The organism is Curtobacterium sp. MCLR17_032 (assembly GCF_003234795.2).
In the GTDB taxonomy this organism is placed as follows: Bacteria; Actinomycetota; Actinomycetes; order Actinomycetales; family Microbacteriaceae; genus Curtobacterium.
In genome coordinates, this window is sequence record NZ_CP126268.1 from 1,425,147 (window position 1) to 1,439,834 (window position 14,688).

Sequence of the window (14,688 nt, forward strand, 5' to 3'; positions counted from 1 at the left end):
GCCGCCCAGCCCGCTCGCGGCGGACACCGACCCCGTGTCGGGTAGCGTTCCAGGGCCATGACCGACAGCCCGGCCGACGCCACCCCGTACGAAGTCCTCGGCGTCCCCGCGAGCGCCGACGACGAGACCCTCCGCCGCGCCTACCGTCGAGCCGCGCGCGAGAGCCACCCCGACCTCGGCGGCGACGCGCAGCACTTCCGCCGGGTGCAGGTCGCGTGGGAGCTGATCGGCACCCCGGCCGCCCGCCGCGCCTACGACACCGGCGCGGTCCGTCCCGGTTCGTCGTCCGCACCGTCCGGGTCGGCGGCCTGGAGGAGCGGTGCCGGTCGCGACGACTACGCACCGCCCACAGCGCGTCGCGACTCCCGCCCGCGAGCCCGGTCGCACGGCCACCCCGGCGGTCGGTCGCGCGAGGTCTTCCTGGCAGCCGAGCGCGAGTGGGTCGGACTCGGCGACCCGATCGAGGACCCCTACGACCCCGCCCTGGTCCGCTCGGCACCGCGGTCCGTCCGACGGCTGCTCGGCGAGGCACTGGCCGAGGAGGCCACCGCTGCGATCATCGCGGACATGGGCATCGGCGTGACGGTGTGGCACGACCTGGACGCCGGCGCCGAGGGCAAGCTCGACCACGCCGTCCTCACCCCGACCGGGCTCTGGGCCGTCGAGTCCATCGACTGGGGCGGTCCGGTGCTGATCGAACACGGCGAGGTCGTCGGCGAGACGCTCGAGCCGGGGGAGCGCCCGGTCAAGGAACTCGTCCGCGCCGCCCGTGCCGTGCAGAAGCAGACCCGGGTGCGCTTCACCGGGCGGCTGCTCGTCGTGCCGGACTCCGCGGTGGACGAGGACGTCGAACTCATCGGCACGCCCCGGAAGCCAACGGCCCTGATCGTCCGACGGAGTGCGCTCGTGCAGGTGCTCGCCGGCAACTGGTCGCCCGAGGGCTCGGTCGACGTCTTCGCGATCCGCGACCGCCTGCAGCAGACCGTCCGCTTCGTCTGACCCGGGTGGTCGGCGGGACGCCGGTCAGTACCCGCGGAGCTTCTCGAGGTCGCGGCGCTCCCGCTTGCTCGGACGCCCGGCGCCGCGCTCGCGGATCGGGACGAAGCCGGCCTCCTCGGGAGGGAGCCGAGGCGGGGTGTTGTCCTCGAGGTGCTTCGCCGCCTCGGTCGCACCGACGCGCTTGAGGATGATGCTCTTCACGACGACGATCCGGTCGAACCCGGCCTGACGCACCCGGACCTCGTCCCCGGGGCCGACCGGCTGCGACGGCTTCGCCCGCTCGCCGTTGACCTTGACGTGCCCGGCCTTGCACGCCGTCGTCGCGGCGGACCGGGTCTTGGTGATCCGGACCGCCCAGATCCAGCTGTCCACCCGGGCCTTGTCCATCCGGCCACCCTAGCCGCGGTGGTCGGACGGACCCCAGGCCGTCGCCAGCAGGCATCCCCGCCGCCGACCGGCCGCCGTACCCTCGAGGCATGTCCGCCGCCGACCGCGATCCCGCCGCCGCCCCGTCGCAGGCCGAGATCGCCCGAGCGCAGGCCCTCGCCGTGCTCGACGCGGCGACGCTCGGTGACCGGCTGGTCGTCCGGGCGCACGACGGCGACGGCGCACGGGACGCCCTCGGCGACCTCACCGACCGCACCCCGGAGACCGTGACCGTCGCCACCCGCCGCGGACTCGTCACCGTCCGTCGCGCCGACGTGGTCGCCGCGAAGCCCGTCCCGCCGCCCCCGTCACCCCGACCGCGCCGGACAGCCGGGTGATCGCTCCGGCCGGCTGATCGCTGCGGCCGGGTGATCGCTCCGGCCCGGTGATCCGCCCCGTCCCGGCGAGCCGCTGACCCGAGGCCGCGGGCCCGCACGTAGCCTCGCAGCATGCTCGTCCCCGACCCACCCGCCGCCGCTGCCGGGCAGACCGAGGACCGCACCGCCCGCGTCCGCTTCGTCCGCCCGTCCGGTTGGCGCACCGAGGAGACCGCCGGCGCCGACCTCCGGGTCCGCGGCGACGACGTCGTCCTCACCGTCCGCTCCCGTCCGAGCGACCGCGCGATCGGCGACGAGAACGCCTCGCTGCTCGAGCGGCTGCCGGGCTCGGTCGACGGGCTGCTCCTGGTGGGCTGTGACGTCTGGACCACGGCCGGCGCCCCCGCGCGTCTGGTGGAGTACGTCCGTCCCGACGAGGAGGGCGACGTCGCCGGCGCGCACCTGCTGCTCGTCACGGGCCGGCACCGCGTGGACCTGACGATCGAACGGCCCCTCGCCCGGATGACCGCCACGGACGACGTCGTCTTCGCCGTCCTCGACTCGGTCCGGGTCCTCGACCGGGTCACCGCGAGCGGGTCGCGCAGCCTCGAACCGCTGCCGGTGCTGCTCAGCGGATCGACCCTGACCGGGCCGTCGCTCGGTGCCGATGCCGTCTCGACCCTGCAGAACCTCGCCGGTCGCCGCTGGAACCCCGCGCTCCTCCGCACCGACGGCGGTCGGGAACTCGTCGCCGCCGACCTGGTCGGCCGCTTCGGCACGGTACCGCCGGACACCGCGGCCGTCCTCGCCCCCTGGGCCGAGGGGGTGCAGCCGACCACGCTCGACCAGCACGACGACGACGGGCGGGTGACGCGCCTCCAGGCCTGGTCCGGCACCGTCGTCGACACCGGTGCCGACGGCCGGTCCGTGGTCGCGTCCGTCCCGCCGGATCGCGTGGTCGGACTGCTGGCCGGGAGGCTCGGCATCCGCCCGACGTGGACCTGGCCGTTCCGCACGTCGGTCCTGCCCGGCGACCTGCTCGACCGACGCCTGGCCGGTGGCGAGTCGACGCCTGACCTGCCCGCTGCCGTGGCCGCGGACGACCCGACCCTGGCCACGTTCTGGGCGGCCCCGTGGACGGTGTCGGCGCTCGTGCGCCCCGGCCGGACCCGGCCGCTCGTCGTGGTCTCGGCCGAGGGGATCGGCTTCGCCCGGGTCGGCCGGACCGAGGGCGGCACCACGGCGTTCACGGCCGAGGCGTCGGCGAACGTGTACCGGACGCTCGTCCGCGCGCTGCTCGGCTGAGCGACCCGGACCACCTGTGGTCCGACGTCCCCGGACAGCACGATGCCCGCGCCGTGGGGCGCGGGCGTCGTGCGGGGGTGTCCGTGTCGTGGACGGACCGGTGCTGTCGGTGGAGTCGGGTCAGGTCGTCGGGTCAGGCTGCGGGGCCGGCGGTCAGGGTGACGGTGACGGTCTTCGCGGTGCCGTCGCTCGTCGTGTAGCCGATCGAGACCCGGTCGCCGACGTCGTGGCCGCTGATGGTCTTCGTCAGCTGGTCCGAGCTCGTGACCGCGGTGCCGTCGACGCTGGTGATCGTGTCGCCCGCGGCCAGTCCGGCGCTCGCAGCCCCGGAGCCCTCGACGGTGCCGGCGATCGGCACCCCGCTGGTCGTGCCGGTCGCGGTGCTGCTGATCTGCACCCCGAGGAACGCCGGCAGCCCGATCGTGATCGTGCCCGAGGAGTCGCCCGCCAGGATCTTGTCCGCGATCGACTTCGCCGTGCTGATCGGGATCGCGAACCCGGTGACGTCGGCCGTCCCCGAGGACGCGGCGGTGGCCATGCCGACGACCTCACCCTCGCTGTCGAGGACCGGGCCGCCGGAGTCGCCCGAGACGACCTGCGCCGCCAGCTGCAGCAGCCCGGTCAGGGACTCGGTGCCGGTGCCGGACTCGCTCTGCACCTGGATGTCCTGGTCGGTGGCGGTCACGGTGCCCGTCGCCGCCACCAGGTCACCGGTGCCCTCGGCGTTGCCGACGTCGGTGATCGCGTCACCGGTGGACGCACCGCCGTCGTCGTCGAGCGTGACGGTCGACAGCCCGGAGGCGCCCCGCAGCTTGAGGACCGCGACGTCGTTCGTCGCGTCCGCACCGACGACGTCGGCGGTGTACTGCTTGCCGGTCGTCTCGTCGGTGACCTCGATCGACGTCGCGCCCTGGATGACGTGGTTGTTCGTCAGGATCGTGCCGTCGGATGTCAGGACCATGCCGGTGCCGGCCGCCTGCTGCGACTGGTCGTAGCCGATCACGGTGTCGATCGTGACGACGCCCTTCTTCTGCGCCGCGGTCGCCGGGGTGGCGGCGGACTCGGAGGTGCTGCCGGTACCGGTGCCGTTGGTGCCGGTGCCCGAGCCGTCGGTGCCCGAGCCGTCGGCGCCCTGGCCCGGGACGGTGAAGCCGTTCGTGCCGCTGCCGTCACCCGTCGAGCCCGAGCCGGTGCCCGGGGTCGTGGTCGTGCCCTGCGACGAGCCCTGGCTGGAGGTCGTCGTGGTGTGCACCGACGACAGCCCGAGCGCGGTGCCACCGGCAGCACCGACGATCGCGAGCGCCGCGATCCCCGACCCGATCGCCAGCGCCAGCTTGCGGGAGCGTCGGTTCGTCCCCGGCGCGGTGCCGAACGCCCCGGTCCAGCCCTGCGGCGCGGCACCGTACTGCGCGGCGCCGTACTGCGCGCCGTACTGGGCGCCGGTCGGGCCGCCCTGCTGCGTCCCGCCGAGTGCCGGGCTGCCGACCAGGTACGGACCGCGCCCGTCGGGGGAGTACGCGTACGGACCGGTGCCGTCGGGTCCGTACAGGTACGGACCGGAACCGTCGAAGGCGTAGGCGGGACGCAGGGACGCCCGGTCCGCGTGCGGCGCCTCCCACGAGGGCAGCTGCTCCTGCCGCTGGGCCTGCTCCGGCTCGCGACGCTCGTCGTCCGGCATGGGGTTCGGGGTCTCGTTCATCGGTGCTCTCCGGTCGTTCCTCGCGGCCCGGTCGGCCGTCGATGGATGTCAGTACAGGCCCCGTTCCCATGACGACCCTATGAACGGACCATGGTGGTGCCGAGCAGCTGCTCGGCGCTTGCCGACAGCGACGCCACTGCCCCTCGGAACCGCGCCGGGAGCATCCATTAGGCTCGCCTCACTTCCCATGCGATCCCGATCCGTCGCGCCTCCGGCGCCCGCTCCCGTGTCCCGGTTGGTGCTCGCCACCGTCCTCGCGGTCGTCGTGCTCGCCGTCGCGTGCGGCCTGAGCGTCGCCGTCGGGTCACGTCCGATCCCGCTCGGCGTCGTCGTCGACACGCTCCTGCACCCGGGGCGGACGGACGAGATCGGGCTCATCGTGCTCGGCAACCGCGTGCCCCGGACCGTCGTCGGCCTGCTCGCCGGCGCGGCCCTCGGTGTCGCCGGCGCCGTCATGCAGGGGATCACCCGGAACCCGCTGGCCGACCCGAGCATCCTCGGCGTGAACGCCGGCGCTGCCCTCGCGGTCGTCGTCGGCATCGCCGTGTTCGGCATCAGCGGGACCGCCACCTACCTGCCGTTCGCGTTCGCGGGCGCCGCCCTGGCCGCACTGCTCGTGTACGGCATCGCCGCCGTCGCCCGCGGCGGGCTGACACCGGTCGGGCTCGCCCTGTCCGGCGCCGTCACCGCCGCGGCACTGTCCTCCGTCACGACCGCGGTGCTCGTCACGAACGCCAGCCTGCTCGACCAGCTGCGCTTCTGGCAGGTCGGGGCCCTCGCCGGCAAGGACCTCCGCACCGCCGGCGTCGTCGTGGCCCCGATCGTCGTCGGGCTCGTCATCGCCGTCGGACTCGGCCGTTCGCTCAACACCCTGGCGCTCGGCGACGAGCTGGCGGCGTCGCTCGGGCAGCGCGTGGTGCTCGTCCGGGCGGTCGGCGCGGTCGTGACCGTGCTGCTCGCCGGTTCCGCGGTGGCCGCCGCCGGACCCATCGCCTTCGTCGGGCTCGCCGTGCCGCACGCCGTCCGCCGACTGTCCGGTCCCGACCACCGCTGGACGATCCTCCTGTCCGCCGTGGTCGCGCCCGCGCTCCTGCTCGTCGCCGACGTCATCGGCCGGGTCGTCGCCTACCCGGGGGAGCTGCAGGTCGGCATCGTCACGGCGCTGATCGGCGCCCCGGTCTTCATCGCGCTGGTCCGTTCCCGGGCGGTGCGCGGACTGTGACGGCGACGACGACCCGGACGGACCAGCCTCGGCCGCGGCGCCGGGGGACCCGGCGCCGCGAGGCACTGGTCCTCGTCGGCACCCTCGTCGCGCTGCTCGTCCTGGTCCTGGTCGGCCTGGGCGTCGGAGACATCCCGCTCTCGCCGGTGCAGGTGCTCGGCGCGCTCGTCGGGCACGGCGACACGATCTCGGACTTCGTGCTCGGACAGCTCCGTGGCCCCCGGGTCCTGGCCGCCGTCCTCGTCGGGGCCAGCCTGGGCGCGGCCGGGGCGATCGTGCAGAGCGTCGTCCGCAACCCGATCGCCAGCCCGGACGTCATCGGCATCACCGCTGGGGCCAGTGCCTCGGGCCTCGTCGCCATCGTCCTGTTCGGCGCCTCCGGAGTGCTGCTCTTCGGGGTGGTGCTCGTCGGGGCCGTCGCCGTCGCGGTGCTCATCGCCGCCCTGGCCTGGCGGCGGGGGATCACCGGCAACCGGGTCGTCCTGGTCGGCGTCGGCGTCGGCGCGATGGCCCTCAGCGTCACCGGGTGGCTGCTCACCAGCGGCAGCCTGCAGCAGGCGGGCACCGCGCTGCTCTGGCTCTCCGGCAGCCTGAACGCCGTCGACCGCACCGTCGTCGGAGCGCTCCTGGTCGGCTTCCTCGTGCTGATGGCCCTCGCCCTCGTGCAGTCGCCGCGGCTCGCCGTGCTGACCCTCGGCGACGACGTCGCGGCGTCCCTCGGCCTCCGACCCGACCGGGCGAAGGTGCTGCTCCTGCTCACCGCGGTGCTCCTCACCGCCGGGGCCGTCGCCACCGCCGGACCCGTCGCGTTCGTCGCGCTGATGGCGGCACCCATCGCCCGACGGCTCGTCGGCGGCGGACGCATCGCCCTCGGCCCGGCCGCAGCCGTCGGCGCCGTCGTCACCCTCGGCTCCGACCTCGTGGCGCAGTTCGCGCTGCCCGGCGTCACCCTGCCGGTCGGGGTGGTCACCGGAGTCGTCGGAGCGCCCTACCTGCTCTGGCTGCTCGCCCGCGGGCGCTGAGGACCCGCCTGCCACCGGGCCGCAGCCGGTCGACGGACGTGCACCGCGCCTCCAGGCCGTGTCCAGCCGGCGGTCGGACTCGCCGTACCGCCCCCCGGATGCGGGTCTGCGCGCACGCTTGCGGGAACCCGCAGGAGGTGCCCGGAACCCCCCGTCCGAGGGTCCGCACGACGACGCCCGTCGCCGTACCGTCATCGACGACCACCGGACTCCCGACAGCGCCCACACCCGACGGCTGCTGGTCCGGTACGAACGAAGGACAGCATGCCCGAACACCTGGACGGTGCCCCGACGCGCCGCCGCCAGTGGGGTGCCGAGCGACGGACCCAGCCGCTCGACACGATCCACGCCCGCCCCTCCGACCGGAAGCTCGTCTCCGGACGCGTCGCCATCATCCTGACCATCGCGTTCTGGCTGGCCTACGTCGTCTACACGGTGATCCGCCAGTTCCTGGACTCCGGCACCGAGAGCTTCCGCTTCACCACCGAGGCCATCTCGTACACGGTCGTCGTCACCTTCCTGACCTTCTCGGCCCTGATGCACCTGGTCGCCCGCCAGGGGGCACTCGAGCGCTTCGCCACCCACGTCCGCGTCCCGCGCGCCGAACTCGACCGGCACTTCGCCGAGGGCCACGAGTCGCCGCTGACCGTCCTCGTGCCGAGCTACGCCGAAGAGCCCGAGGTCGTCGCCACCACGCTGTGGTCCGCCGCCCTGCAGGAGTACCCGGACCTCCGCATCGTGCTGCTCGTCGACGACTCGCCGTTCCCGACCGACCCGGAGACCGCCGCGAAGCTCGAGCGCACCCGCGCCGTCGCCGACACCATCCAGTCGCAGCTGGCCGCGCCGTCCCGCCGGTTCCAGGAGGCCCTGCTCTCCGCCGAGGTCGAGGCCGCGAACGCCCCGCAGGCCTCCGTGGAGGCCGTGCGCACCCTGGTCGCGCACCACCGCTGGGCAGACGCCTGGCTCCGTCGCCACGCCCGCGAACACGGCGTCGCCGACCACGTCGACCAGTTCTTCACCGACCAGGTCCTCGTCGGCCTGGCGGACGAGTTCCGTCTGACGGCCGAGGCGCTCGACGCCGCGATCACCGACGCCGGCACGGCCGAGTCCACCGACGTCAGCTCCGCCCGCGCGGTCGAACTGCAGCGTCGCCTGACGTGGACCTTCACCGCCGAGATCACCACGTTCGAGCGGAAGCGCTACGCGAACCTGTCGCACGAGGCGAACAAGGCGATGAACCTCAACTCGTACATCGGCCTGCTCGGCGGCGCCTACCGCCACGAGGAGACCGCGTCCGGCACCGTCCTGCGCACCGTCACCGACCCAGCCGACGCCGACCTCGTCGTCCCCGCCTCCGACTACGTCCTGACGCTCGACGCCGACTCGGTGCTGCTCCGCGACTACTGCCTGCGCCTGGTCTACTTCCTCGAGCAGCCCGAGAACGAACGCGTCGCCGTCACCCAGACGCCGTACTCGTCCTTCCGCGGTGCCGCGACCCGCATCGAGCGGCTCGCCGGTGCCACCACCGACATCCAGCACATCCTGCACCAGGGCATGTCGAAGTACGGCGCCACCTTCTGGGTCGGCGCGAACGCGGTCATCCGCACCCGGGCCCTCCGCGACATCGAGGAGACCGAGACCGTCGGCGGCTTCGAGGTGAAGCGCTACGTCCAGGACCGCACCGTCATCGAGGACACCGAGTCGAGCGTCGACCTCGGCATGCACGGCTGGATCCTCGTCAACTACCCGGAGCGCCTGTCCTACAGCGCCACCCCGCCGGACTTCGGCTCCCTGATCGTGCAGCGGCGACGCTGGGCGAACGGCGGCCTGCTCATCCTGCCGAAGTACATCCGCCAGGTGCGCGAGCGCCGGGCCCGCGGGGAGCGCGTCAGCGTCGTCGAGATGGCGCTCCGCGTCAACTACATGGCGTCGATCGCCTGGGGCTCGCTCGGCCTGATCTTCCTGCTGGCCTACCCGTACGACTCGCGGCTGCTCAGCCCGATGGTGCTGCTCGCCGCCCTGCCGTACTTCTGGCTCTTCGCGAGCGACCTGAAGTACTGCGGCTACAAGCGCACCGACATCCTGCGCATCTACGGCTTCAACCTGGTCCTCATGCCGGTGAACGTCGCCGGCGTGCTGAAGAGCGTGCAGCAGGCCCTCACCGCGAAGAAGATCCCGTTCGCCCGCACGCCCAAGGTCAAGGACCGCACGGCCTCGCCGGCGCTCTACGTCCTGGCCCCGTACGCCATGGTGGCCTTCTCGGTCTTCACCTTCGTGCGGGACTTCGGCGCGCAGAACTGGGGCAACGCGGTGTTCGCCGCCTTCAACGCCCTGCTCGCCCTGTACGCCATCACCGCCTACATCGGCCTCTGGAACTCCGTCGTCGACGTCTTCATCTGGGCGACGAAGTGGATGTTCTACGACCCGTCCGCCCGCGCCGCACGCCGTGCAGCGCGGAAGGACGAGCGCGCCACCGCCAAGGCCGTCCGACGCGGACTGGTCCCGGAGGCCGTCCCCGCGACCGAGGACTGGCGCTCGGTGCTCTACTTCGGCCAGCGCGGCACGACCATCCCGGAACACCTCGGGGCCGACCACCTCGGCACCTCCCACCCCGGGACCACCCACCCCGGGACCACCCATCAGATCGGGGCCGGCACCGCCGGTGCCCAGCGCGGCCTGGCCGTGCAGCACGACGAGAAGACGGCGGCCTGACCATGAGCACCACACGACGACTCTCCCCGGTCCGGGTCACCCTGGCCGCCGTGGTCGCCCTCGCGGTCGTCGCCGGCGGGTACGCCGGCGTCGACCGGTGGCAGAGCGCCCAGGCGGCCGAGACGGTGAAGCCCTGGTTCGCCGCCTACACCGACGTCACCGTCACCCCGACGTTCCCGTTCGAGGATGTCAAGTCCGCGAAGGGCCGCGACGTCATGCTGTCCTTCGTGGTGGCCGACCACGATCACGCCTGCACGCCGACCTGGGGTGCCGCCTACGGCCTCCAGGAAGCGGGGGACCAGCTCGACCTGGACCGCCGCATCGCCCGCCTCGAGCAGCAGAAGGGCGCCGTCGGGGTGTCCTTCGGCGGCCTGGCGAACGACGAGCTCGCCTCGACCTGCACCGACCAGGGCAAGCTCGTGTCGGCGTACCAGAGCGTCGTGAAGCGCTACGACGTCTCCACGGTGGACTTCGACATCGAGAGCGACGACCTGACCAAGGCCGACGCCGGCAAGCGCCGTGCCCAGGCCGTGGCGGAGCTGCAGGAGCAGCGTCGCGGCGCCGGACACCCGCTCGCCGTGTGGCTCACGCTGCCCGCCGCGCCCGGCGGACTGACCGCCGACGGCACCAAGGCCGTGTCGCAGTTCCTCAGCGCCGGGGTCGACCTGGCCGGCGTCAACGCCATGACGATGGACTACGGCGACAGCATGGGCTCGAGCCAGAGCATGTACTCGGCCTCGGTCGAGACCCTGCAGCAGGTGCACCGCCAGCTCGGCATCCTGTACACCCGCGCCGGCACCCCGCTCAGCGACGGCACGCTCTGGCACAAGGTCGGCGCCACCCCGATGATCGGCCAGAACGACGTGCAGGACGAGGTCTTCTCGATGCGCGACGCGGCGAAGCTCAACGCATGGGCACGCCAGACCGGGCTCGGGCGGATGTCGATGTGGTCCCTCAACCGCGACACCACGTGCGGTTCGAACTACGTCAACCTGTCCACCGTGTCGAACTCGTGCTCCGGGGTCGACCAGGACGGCAAGCTGTTCGCCGACGTGCTCGGCAAGGGCTTCAGCGGCGGCATCGTCGCGGCGTCCGGCGACGTGACGACCGCCGAGCCGTCCTCGACCACGCAGCCCTCCGACGACCCGTCGACCAGCCCCTACCCGGTGTGGGACAAGGACTCGGCCTACCTCGAGGGCACCAAGATCGTCTGGCACCGCAACGTCTACGAGGCCAAGTGGTGGACGTCCGGCGACCTGCCCGACGACGCCGTGCTCAGCTCCTACGAGACGCCGTGGCAGCTCGTCGGCCCGGTGTTGCCGGGGGAGAAGCCGGTCGCACCCGTCCAGCTGCCGTCCGGCACCTACCCGGCCTGGTCGGGCACCACGAGCTACGACACCGGCGACCGGGTCCTGTTCGACGGCACGCCGTACCAGGCGAAGTGGTGGAACACCGGCGACAGCCCGGAGGCCTCCACCAGCGACCCCGACGGCTCGCCCTGGACGCGGCTGAAGGACGCCGAGGTGCAGGAGATCCTGCACGACGTGCAGTCCGGAAAGTCGGCGCCGTCCGCCGCCGGACACTGACCGCAGAGGCCCTGCGGCACGACCCGGCGACCTGACGGACGGGAGGCTCCCCACCAGCTGGTGGGGAGCCTCCCGTCCGTCCGTGGGAGTCCGCCGCATGTCCCCTGTGCACGGGGCTCTCGCCGAGTGCGTCGTTTCCGATACGCTGGACGACCAAGAGGAGGAGGTCCACGATGCCAGATCCAGTGGTCCCGCAGCCGGGACGCCCGGAAGAGCGGCTGGTCGACACCACGCTGACCTTCAGCATGGAGAACGCCGCGGCGCTCACGCCCGAGGCCGGAGTCACCGCAGAAGAACGCGACGCGATCTCGGCGCTGCCGTCGGGCTCGGCGTTGCTCGTCGTCCGTCGCGGTCCGAACGTGGGTGCACGGTTCCTCCTCGACTCCGACGTCACGACGGCCGGCCGACACCCCGACGCCAGCATCTTCCTCGACGACGTCACGGTGTCGCGCAAGCACGCCGACTTCGTCCGTCGGGGCACGTCGTTCAGCGTGAAGGACCTCGGCTCGTTGAACGGCACGTACTTCGACGGTGTCCGCATCGACGAAGCACTGCTCGTCGACGGTTCCGAGGTGCAGGTCGGCAAGTTCCGGCTGACGTTCTACGCCTCCCGGGTCGACCTGGCGCGCCTGGCGAACGCGTAGTGGCACCCCGCTCCGCTGCGGCGCGGGCGGTGTCCCCGGCGCCGGACCTGCTCACGATCGGGCAGGTCCTCGCGCGTCTGAAGCCGGAGTTCCCCGACCTGTCGAGCTCCAAGCTGCGTTTCCTCGAAGAGCGTGAGCTGGTCACGCCGATCCGCACCCAGAGCGGCTACCGGAAGTTCTCGTCGGCCGACGTCGACCGACTGCGGATCGTGCTCGGACTGCAGCGCGACCACTACCTGCCGCTCAAGGTCATCAAGGACTACCTCGCCGACCTCGACGCCGGACGCGAACCGGCCCTGCCTGGCGGTGGTGACGTCCCGCGTCCGTCGATGCTCGGGCGCGAGCGGCGGTACTCCCGCGACGAACTCCAGCGTGCGGCCGGTGCGTCGCCGATGCTCGTCGGTGACGCGGTGTCCGCTTCGCTCATCCCGGCGTCCGACTCCTACGGCGAGGACTCGGTCGGTGTGCTGAAGGCCCTGGTCGAGCTGCAGCGCTCCGGCATCGAGCCCCGACACCTCCGGACCTTCCGCAGCACCGCCGAGCGCGAGGTCGGTCTCATCGAGTCGGCTCTCATGCCGGTGTCCCGCCGTGGGGACGCCACGTCCCGCGCGAAGGCCCTCGAACTCGCCCGGGAGATCGCCGGACACCTCGAGGTCATCCGATCGTCACTCATCCGCGCGGCCATCGGTCGGCTCGACTCGTGAGCGGCCCGGGCGGGTCGGACCCTCGACGGCGGTCGGTGCCGGGGCATATCCTCGACACGCCGGACGCGCCGGTGCGGATGTCCCGCCTCCACGCCGCCCGACTCGCTACCGTGGACCTCGGAACAACTCTCAACCCGCTGTTGAAGCTTCGGGTGGGAGCTCGATCGTCGTGGAAGGCAAGCTGATGAGTGGGAACGATGTCCCCGGTACCCCGTCTGACATGACGCGGTACGACCTCGGGCTGCTGTTCACCGACGGCCTGCCCGAGCACGACGAGCAGAACGGCTACCGCGGCACCGTCGCCGCGAAGGCAGCCGGCATCAGCTACCGCCAGCTCGACTACTGGGCCCGCACCGAACTCGTGCAGCCCACGATCCGCGGCGCTGCCGGATCCGGCTCGCAGCGGCTCTACGGTTTCCGCGACATCCTCGTCCTCAAGCTCGTGAAGCGCCTGCTCGACACCGGCATCTCGCTGCAGCAGATCCGCACCGCCGTGAACCAGCTCCGCGAAGCCGGCGTGAGCGACCTGGCGCAGACGACCCTGATGTCGGACGGCGCCTCGGTGTACCTGTGCACCTCCGACGACGAGGTCATCGACCTGGTCTCCCGCGGGCAGGGCGTCTTCGGCATCGCCGTGGGCAAGGTCCTGCGCGAGGTCGAGTCCTCCCTGGTCGAGCTCGATGCCACCCCGGCAGAGGACCCCAGCGACGAGCTCGCGGCGCGCCGGGCGACCCGCGCGTCCTGACCGTCCCGGCCGTCGTGGCTGTCGTGACCGTCCCGGTTCCGACGCCCGCCTGACGGGCGCCCCGCGCGCCTCCCGTCCCGCCGCCGCCCCCGCCGAGGTCGCACGTTCTGCCGGCTGTGCGGTCGCGGGCCGGCAGTTCTTGCGACGTCGGCGACCGCCTTGCGGCGTGTTGTGCGACCTCGGGAGGCGCGGCGTGCGCGGGCAGACCGAGCCGGGTCGTACAGAGGGTCCGGGAGTCAGCGCCGACAGGCCCGCCGAGGTCGCACGTTCTGCCGTGTCTGCGGCGGCGGGCCGACAGTTCCTGCGACGTCGGCGACCGCCTTGCGGCGTGTTGTGCGACCTCGGGAGGCGCGGCGCGCGCCGGCAGACCGAGCCGCGCACCGCAGATGGCCGGGTACGCCCGCCGCTCGGCCGCACGCGCCCCGGGGGAACGACGAAGGGCCGCCCGCGGGCGACCCTCCGAGCGACGAACGAACGTCAGGCGATCGCGCCCGCACCGTCCGCGTACGGGCCGATCTTGCCCGTGCGCATGATGCGCTCGAGCAGCTGGTCGAAGTTCCGCGCCATCTCCTGCGCCGACTCGCCCGGCCAGACGTGCAGCGGCTTCGCGGCACCCTGCGCCTGCTGCAGCGACGTGCGCTCAGGCAGCTGCGGGGAGAGCACGAGCGGCCCGAACATGTCGCGGAGCTCCTTGATGCGGAACTGGTGCTCGAGCGACTGCACGCGGGCACGGTTCACGATGATGCCGAGGGGCTGGAGGCGCGGCGAGAGACCACGACGGATCTCCTCGATCGCGCGCAGGGCCCGGTCGGCAGCGGCGACGGAGAACAGGCCGGGCTCGGTGACGACGGTCACGCGGTCGGACGCCGCCCACGCCGTGCGGGTCAGCGCGTTCAGCGACGGAGCGCAGTCGATGAGCACCAGGTCGTAGTCGGCCTCGACGTTCGCCAGGGCCTCTTCGAGCTTCCAGATGTCGCGGATCGACGGGTGCGGCCCGTCGAAGTTGATGGCGGAGGGCGACCCGACCATGACGTCGATCTTGCCCTGGGAACCCTTCGTCCAGCCGGACGGCGCGATTGCCTGGCGGACGATCTTCTCCTTCGGGTTCTCGAGGACGTCGGCCACGTTGAGGTGGCCGGTCAGGTTGATGTCGAGGCCCGTGGAGACGTCCGACTGCGGGTCGAGGTCCACCACGAGGGTGCGCAGACCCTTGGCGAACGCCGCCGACGTCAGGCCGAGCGTCACCGTCGTCTTGCCGACACCGCCCTTGAGGGAGCTCACGCTGAGTACATGCACGATGAGCAACG

The 14,688-nt window shown here is 72.8% G+C and carries 13 protein-coding genes; 10 read left to right on the forward strand and 3 right to left on the reverse strand.

Annotated features, from left to right (window positions below):
• The first annotated feature begins 57 nt into the window (after positions 1–57).
• On the forward strand, positions 58–999 hold the full coding sequence (locus DEI97_RS06760; protein ID WP_111075052.1) for a DnaJ domain-containing protein: 942 nt from the start codon (positions 58–60) through the stop codon (positions 997–999).
• Positions 1,000–1,023: 24 nt separating this feature from the next.
• Here DEI97_RS06760 and DEI97_RS06765 read toward each other — a convergent pair whose 3' ends face one another.
• Positions 1,024–1,386 (reverse strand): RNA-binding S4 domain-containing protein, encoded by a 363-nt coding sequence (locus tag DEI97_RS06765; RefSeq protein WP_111075053.1) that lies wholly within the window; start codon positions 1,384–1,386, stop codon positions 1,024–1,026.
• Between the two features lie 89 nt (positions 1,387–1,475).
• On the opposite strand from DEI97_RS06765, the gene DEI97_RS06770 reads away from it, so the two are divergent.
• Entirely contained in the window at positions 1,476–1,763 is a 288-nt protein-coding gene (locus DEI97_RS06770; RefSeq protein WP_258376714.1) for a hypothetical protein, read from the forward strand.
• Positions 1,764–1,874: 111 nt separating this feature from the next.
• Positions 1,875–3,047 carry a hypothetical protein gene (locus DEI97_RS06775; protein WP_111075054.1) on the forward strand — a complete coding sequence of 391 codons (1,173 nt, stop codon included), beginning with the start codon at positions 1,875–1,877 and terminating at the stop codon, positions 3,045–3,047.
• 133 nt (positions 3,048–3,180) lie between these two features.
• Here DEI97_RS06775 and DEI97_RS06780 read toward each other — a convergent pair whose 3' ends face one another.
• Entirely contained in the window at positions 3,181–4,746 is a 1,566-nt protein-coding gene (locus DEI97_RS06780) for a S1C family serine protease (protein ID WP_258376715.1), read from the reverse strand.
• A gap of 187 nt (positions 4,747–4,933) precedes the next feature.
• Here DEI97_RS06780 and DEI97_RS06785 point away from each other — a divergent pair, with 187 nt between their 5' ends.
• The 7 genes from DEI97_RS06785 to DEI97_RS06815 all read left to right on the forward strand — a co-directional run bounded on the left by DEI97_RS06785 (position 4,934) and on the right by DEI97_RS06815 (position 13,381).
• Positions 4,934–5,968 (forward strand): FecCD family ABC transporter permease, encoded by a 1,035-nt coding sequence (locus DEI97_RS06785; protein WP_111075055.1) that lies wholly within the window; start codon positions 4,934–4,936, stop codon positions 5,966–5,968.
• Positions 5,965–6,990 carry a FecCD family ABC transporter permease gene (locus tag DEI97_RS06790; RefSeq protein ID WP_111075056.1) on the forward strand — a complete coding sequence of 342 codons (1,026 nt, stop codon included), beginning with the start codon at positions 5,965–5,967 and terminating at the stop codon, positions 6,988–6,990. Before DEI97_RS06785 ends, DEI97_RS06790 begins: the two co-directional genes overlap by 4 nt.
• Before the next feature lie 264 nt (positions 6,991–7,254).
• Positions 7,255–9,702: a glycosyltransferase family 2 protein gene (locus tag DEI97_RS06795; RefSeq protein WP_111075057.1), complete on the forward strand. Its 2,448-nt coding sequence runs from the start codon at positions 7,255–7,257 to the stop codon at positions 9,700–9,702.
• 2 nt (positions 9,703–9,704) lie between these two features.
• Positions 9,705–11,288 (forward strand): chitinase, encoded by a 1,584-nt coding sequence (locus DEI97_RS06800; RefSeq protein WP_181439267.1) that lies wholly within the window; start codon positions 9,705–9,707, stop codon positions 11,286–11,288.
• 173 nt (positions 11,289–11,461) lie between these two features.
• Positions 11,462–11,932 carry an FHA domain-containing protein gene (locus DEI97_RS06805; protein ID WP_111075058.1) on the forward strand — a complete coding sequence of 157 codons (471 nt, stop codon included), beginning with the start codon at positions 11,462–11,464 and terminating at the stop codon, positions 11,930–11,932.
• Entirely contained in the window at positions 11,932–12,636 is a 705-nt protein-coding gene (gene ftsR, locus DEI97_RS06810; protein WP_111075059.1) for a transcriptional regulator FtsR, read from the forward strand. Before DEI97_RS06805 ends, ftsR begins: the two co-directional genes overlap by 1 nt.
• Before the next feature lie 184 nt (positions 12,637–12,820).
• Positions 12,821–13,381: a MerR family transcriptional regulator gene (locus tag DEI97_RS06815; protein WP_110825505.1), complete on the forward strand. Its 561-nt coding sequence runs from the start codon at positions 12,821–12,823 to the stop codon at positions 13,379–13,381.
• A gap of 477 nt (positions 13,382–13,858) precedes the next feature.
• Here the strand turns inward: DEI97_RS06815 and DEI97_RS06820 are convergent, their stop codons facing one another.
• Positions 13,859–14,677, reverse strand: a complete 819-nt coding sequence (locus DEI97_RS06820; RefSeq protein WP_111075060.1) for a ParA family protein — start codon at positions 14,675–14,677, stop codon at positions 13,859–13,861.
• Positions 14,678–14,688: the final 11 nt, after the last annotated feature.

Coding starts and splice junctions, on each gene's coding strand:
- DEI97_RS06760 (WP_111075052.1), top strand. CDS start 58: ATGACCGACAGCCCGGCCGACGCCACCCCGTACGAAGTCCTCGGCGTC.
- DEI97_RS06765 (WP_111075053.1), bottom strand. CDS start 1,386: ATGGACAAGGCCCGGGTGGACAGCTGGATCTGGGCGGTCCGGATCACC.
- DEI97_RS06770 (WP_258376714.1), top strand. CDS start 1,476: ATGTCCGCCGCCGACCGCGATCCCGCCGCCGCCCCGTCGCAGGCCGAG.
- DEI97_RS06775 (WP_111075054.1), top strand. CDS start 1,875: ATGCTCGTCCCCGACCCACCCGCCGCCGCTGCCGGGCAGACCGAGGAC.
- DEI97_RS06780 (WP_258376715.1), bottom strand. CDS start 4,746: ATGAACGAGACCCCGAACCCCATGCCGGACGACGAGCGTCGCGAGCCG.
- DEI97_RS06785 (WP_111075055.1), top strand. CDS start 4,934: ATGCGATCCCGATCCGTCGCGCCTCCGGCGCCCGCTCCCGTGTCCCGG.
- DEI97_RS06795 (WP_111075057.1), top strand. CDS start 7,255: ATGCCCGAACACCTGGACGGTGCCCCGACGCGCCGCCGCCAGTGGGGT.
- DEI97_RS06800 (WP_181439267.1), top strand. CDS start 9,705: ATGAGCACCACACGACGACTCTCCCCGGTCCGGGTCACCCTGGCCGCC.
- DEI97_RS06805 (WP_111075058.1), top strand. CDS start 11,462: ATGCCAGATCCAGTGGTCCCGCAGCCGGGACGCCCGGAAGAGCGGCTG.
- DEI97_RS06815 (WP_110825505.1), top strand. CDS start 12,821: ATGAGTGGGAACGATGTCCCCGGTACCCCGTCTGACATGACGCGGTAC.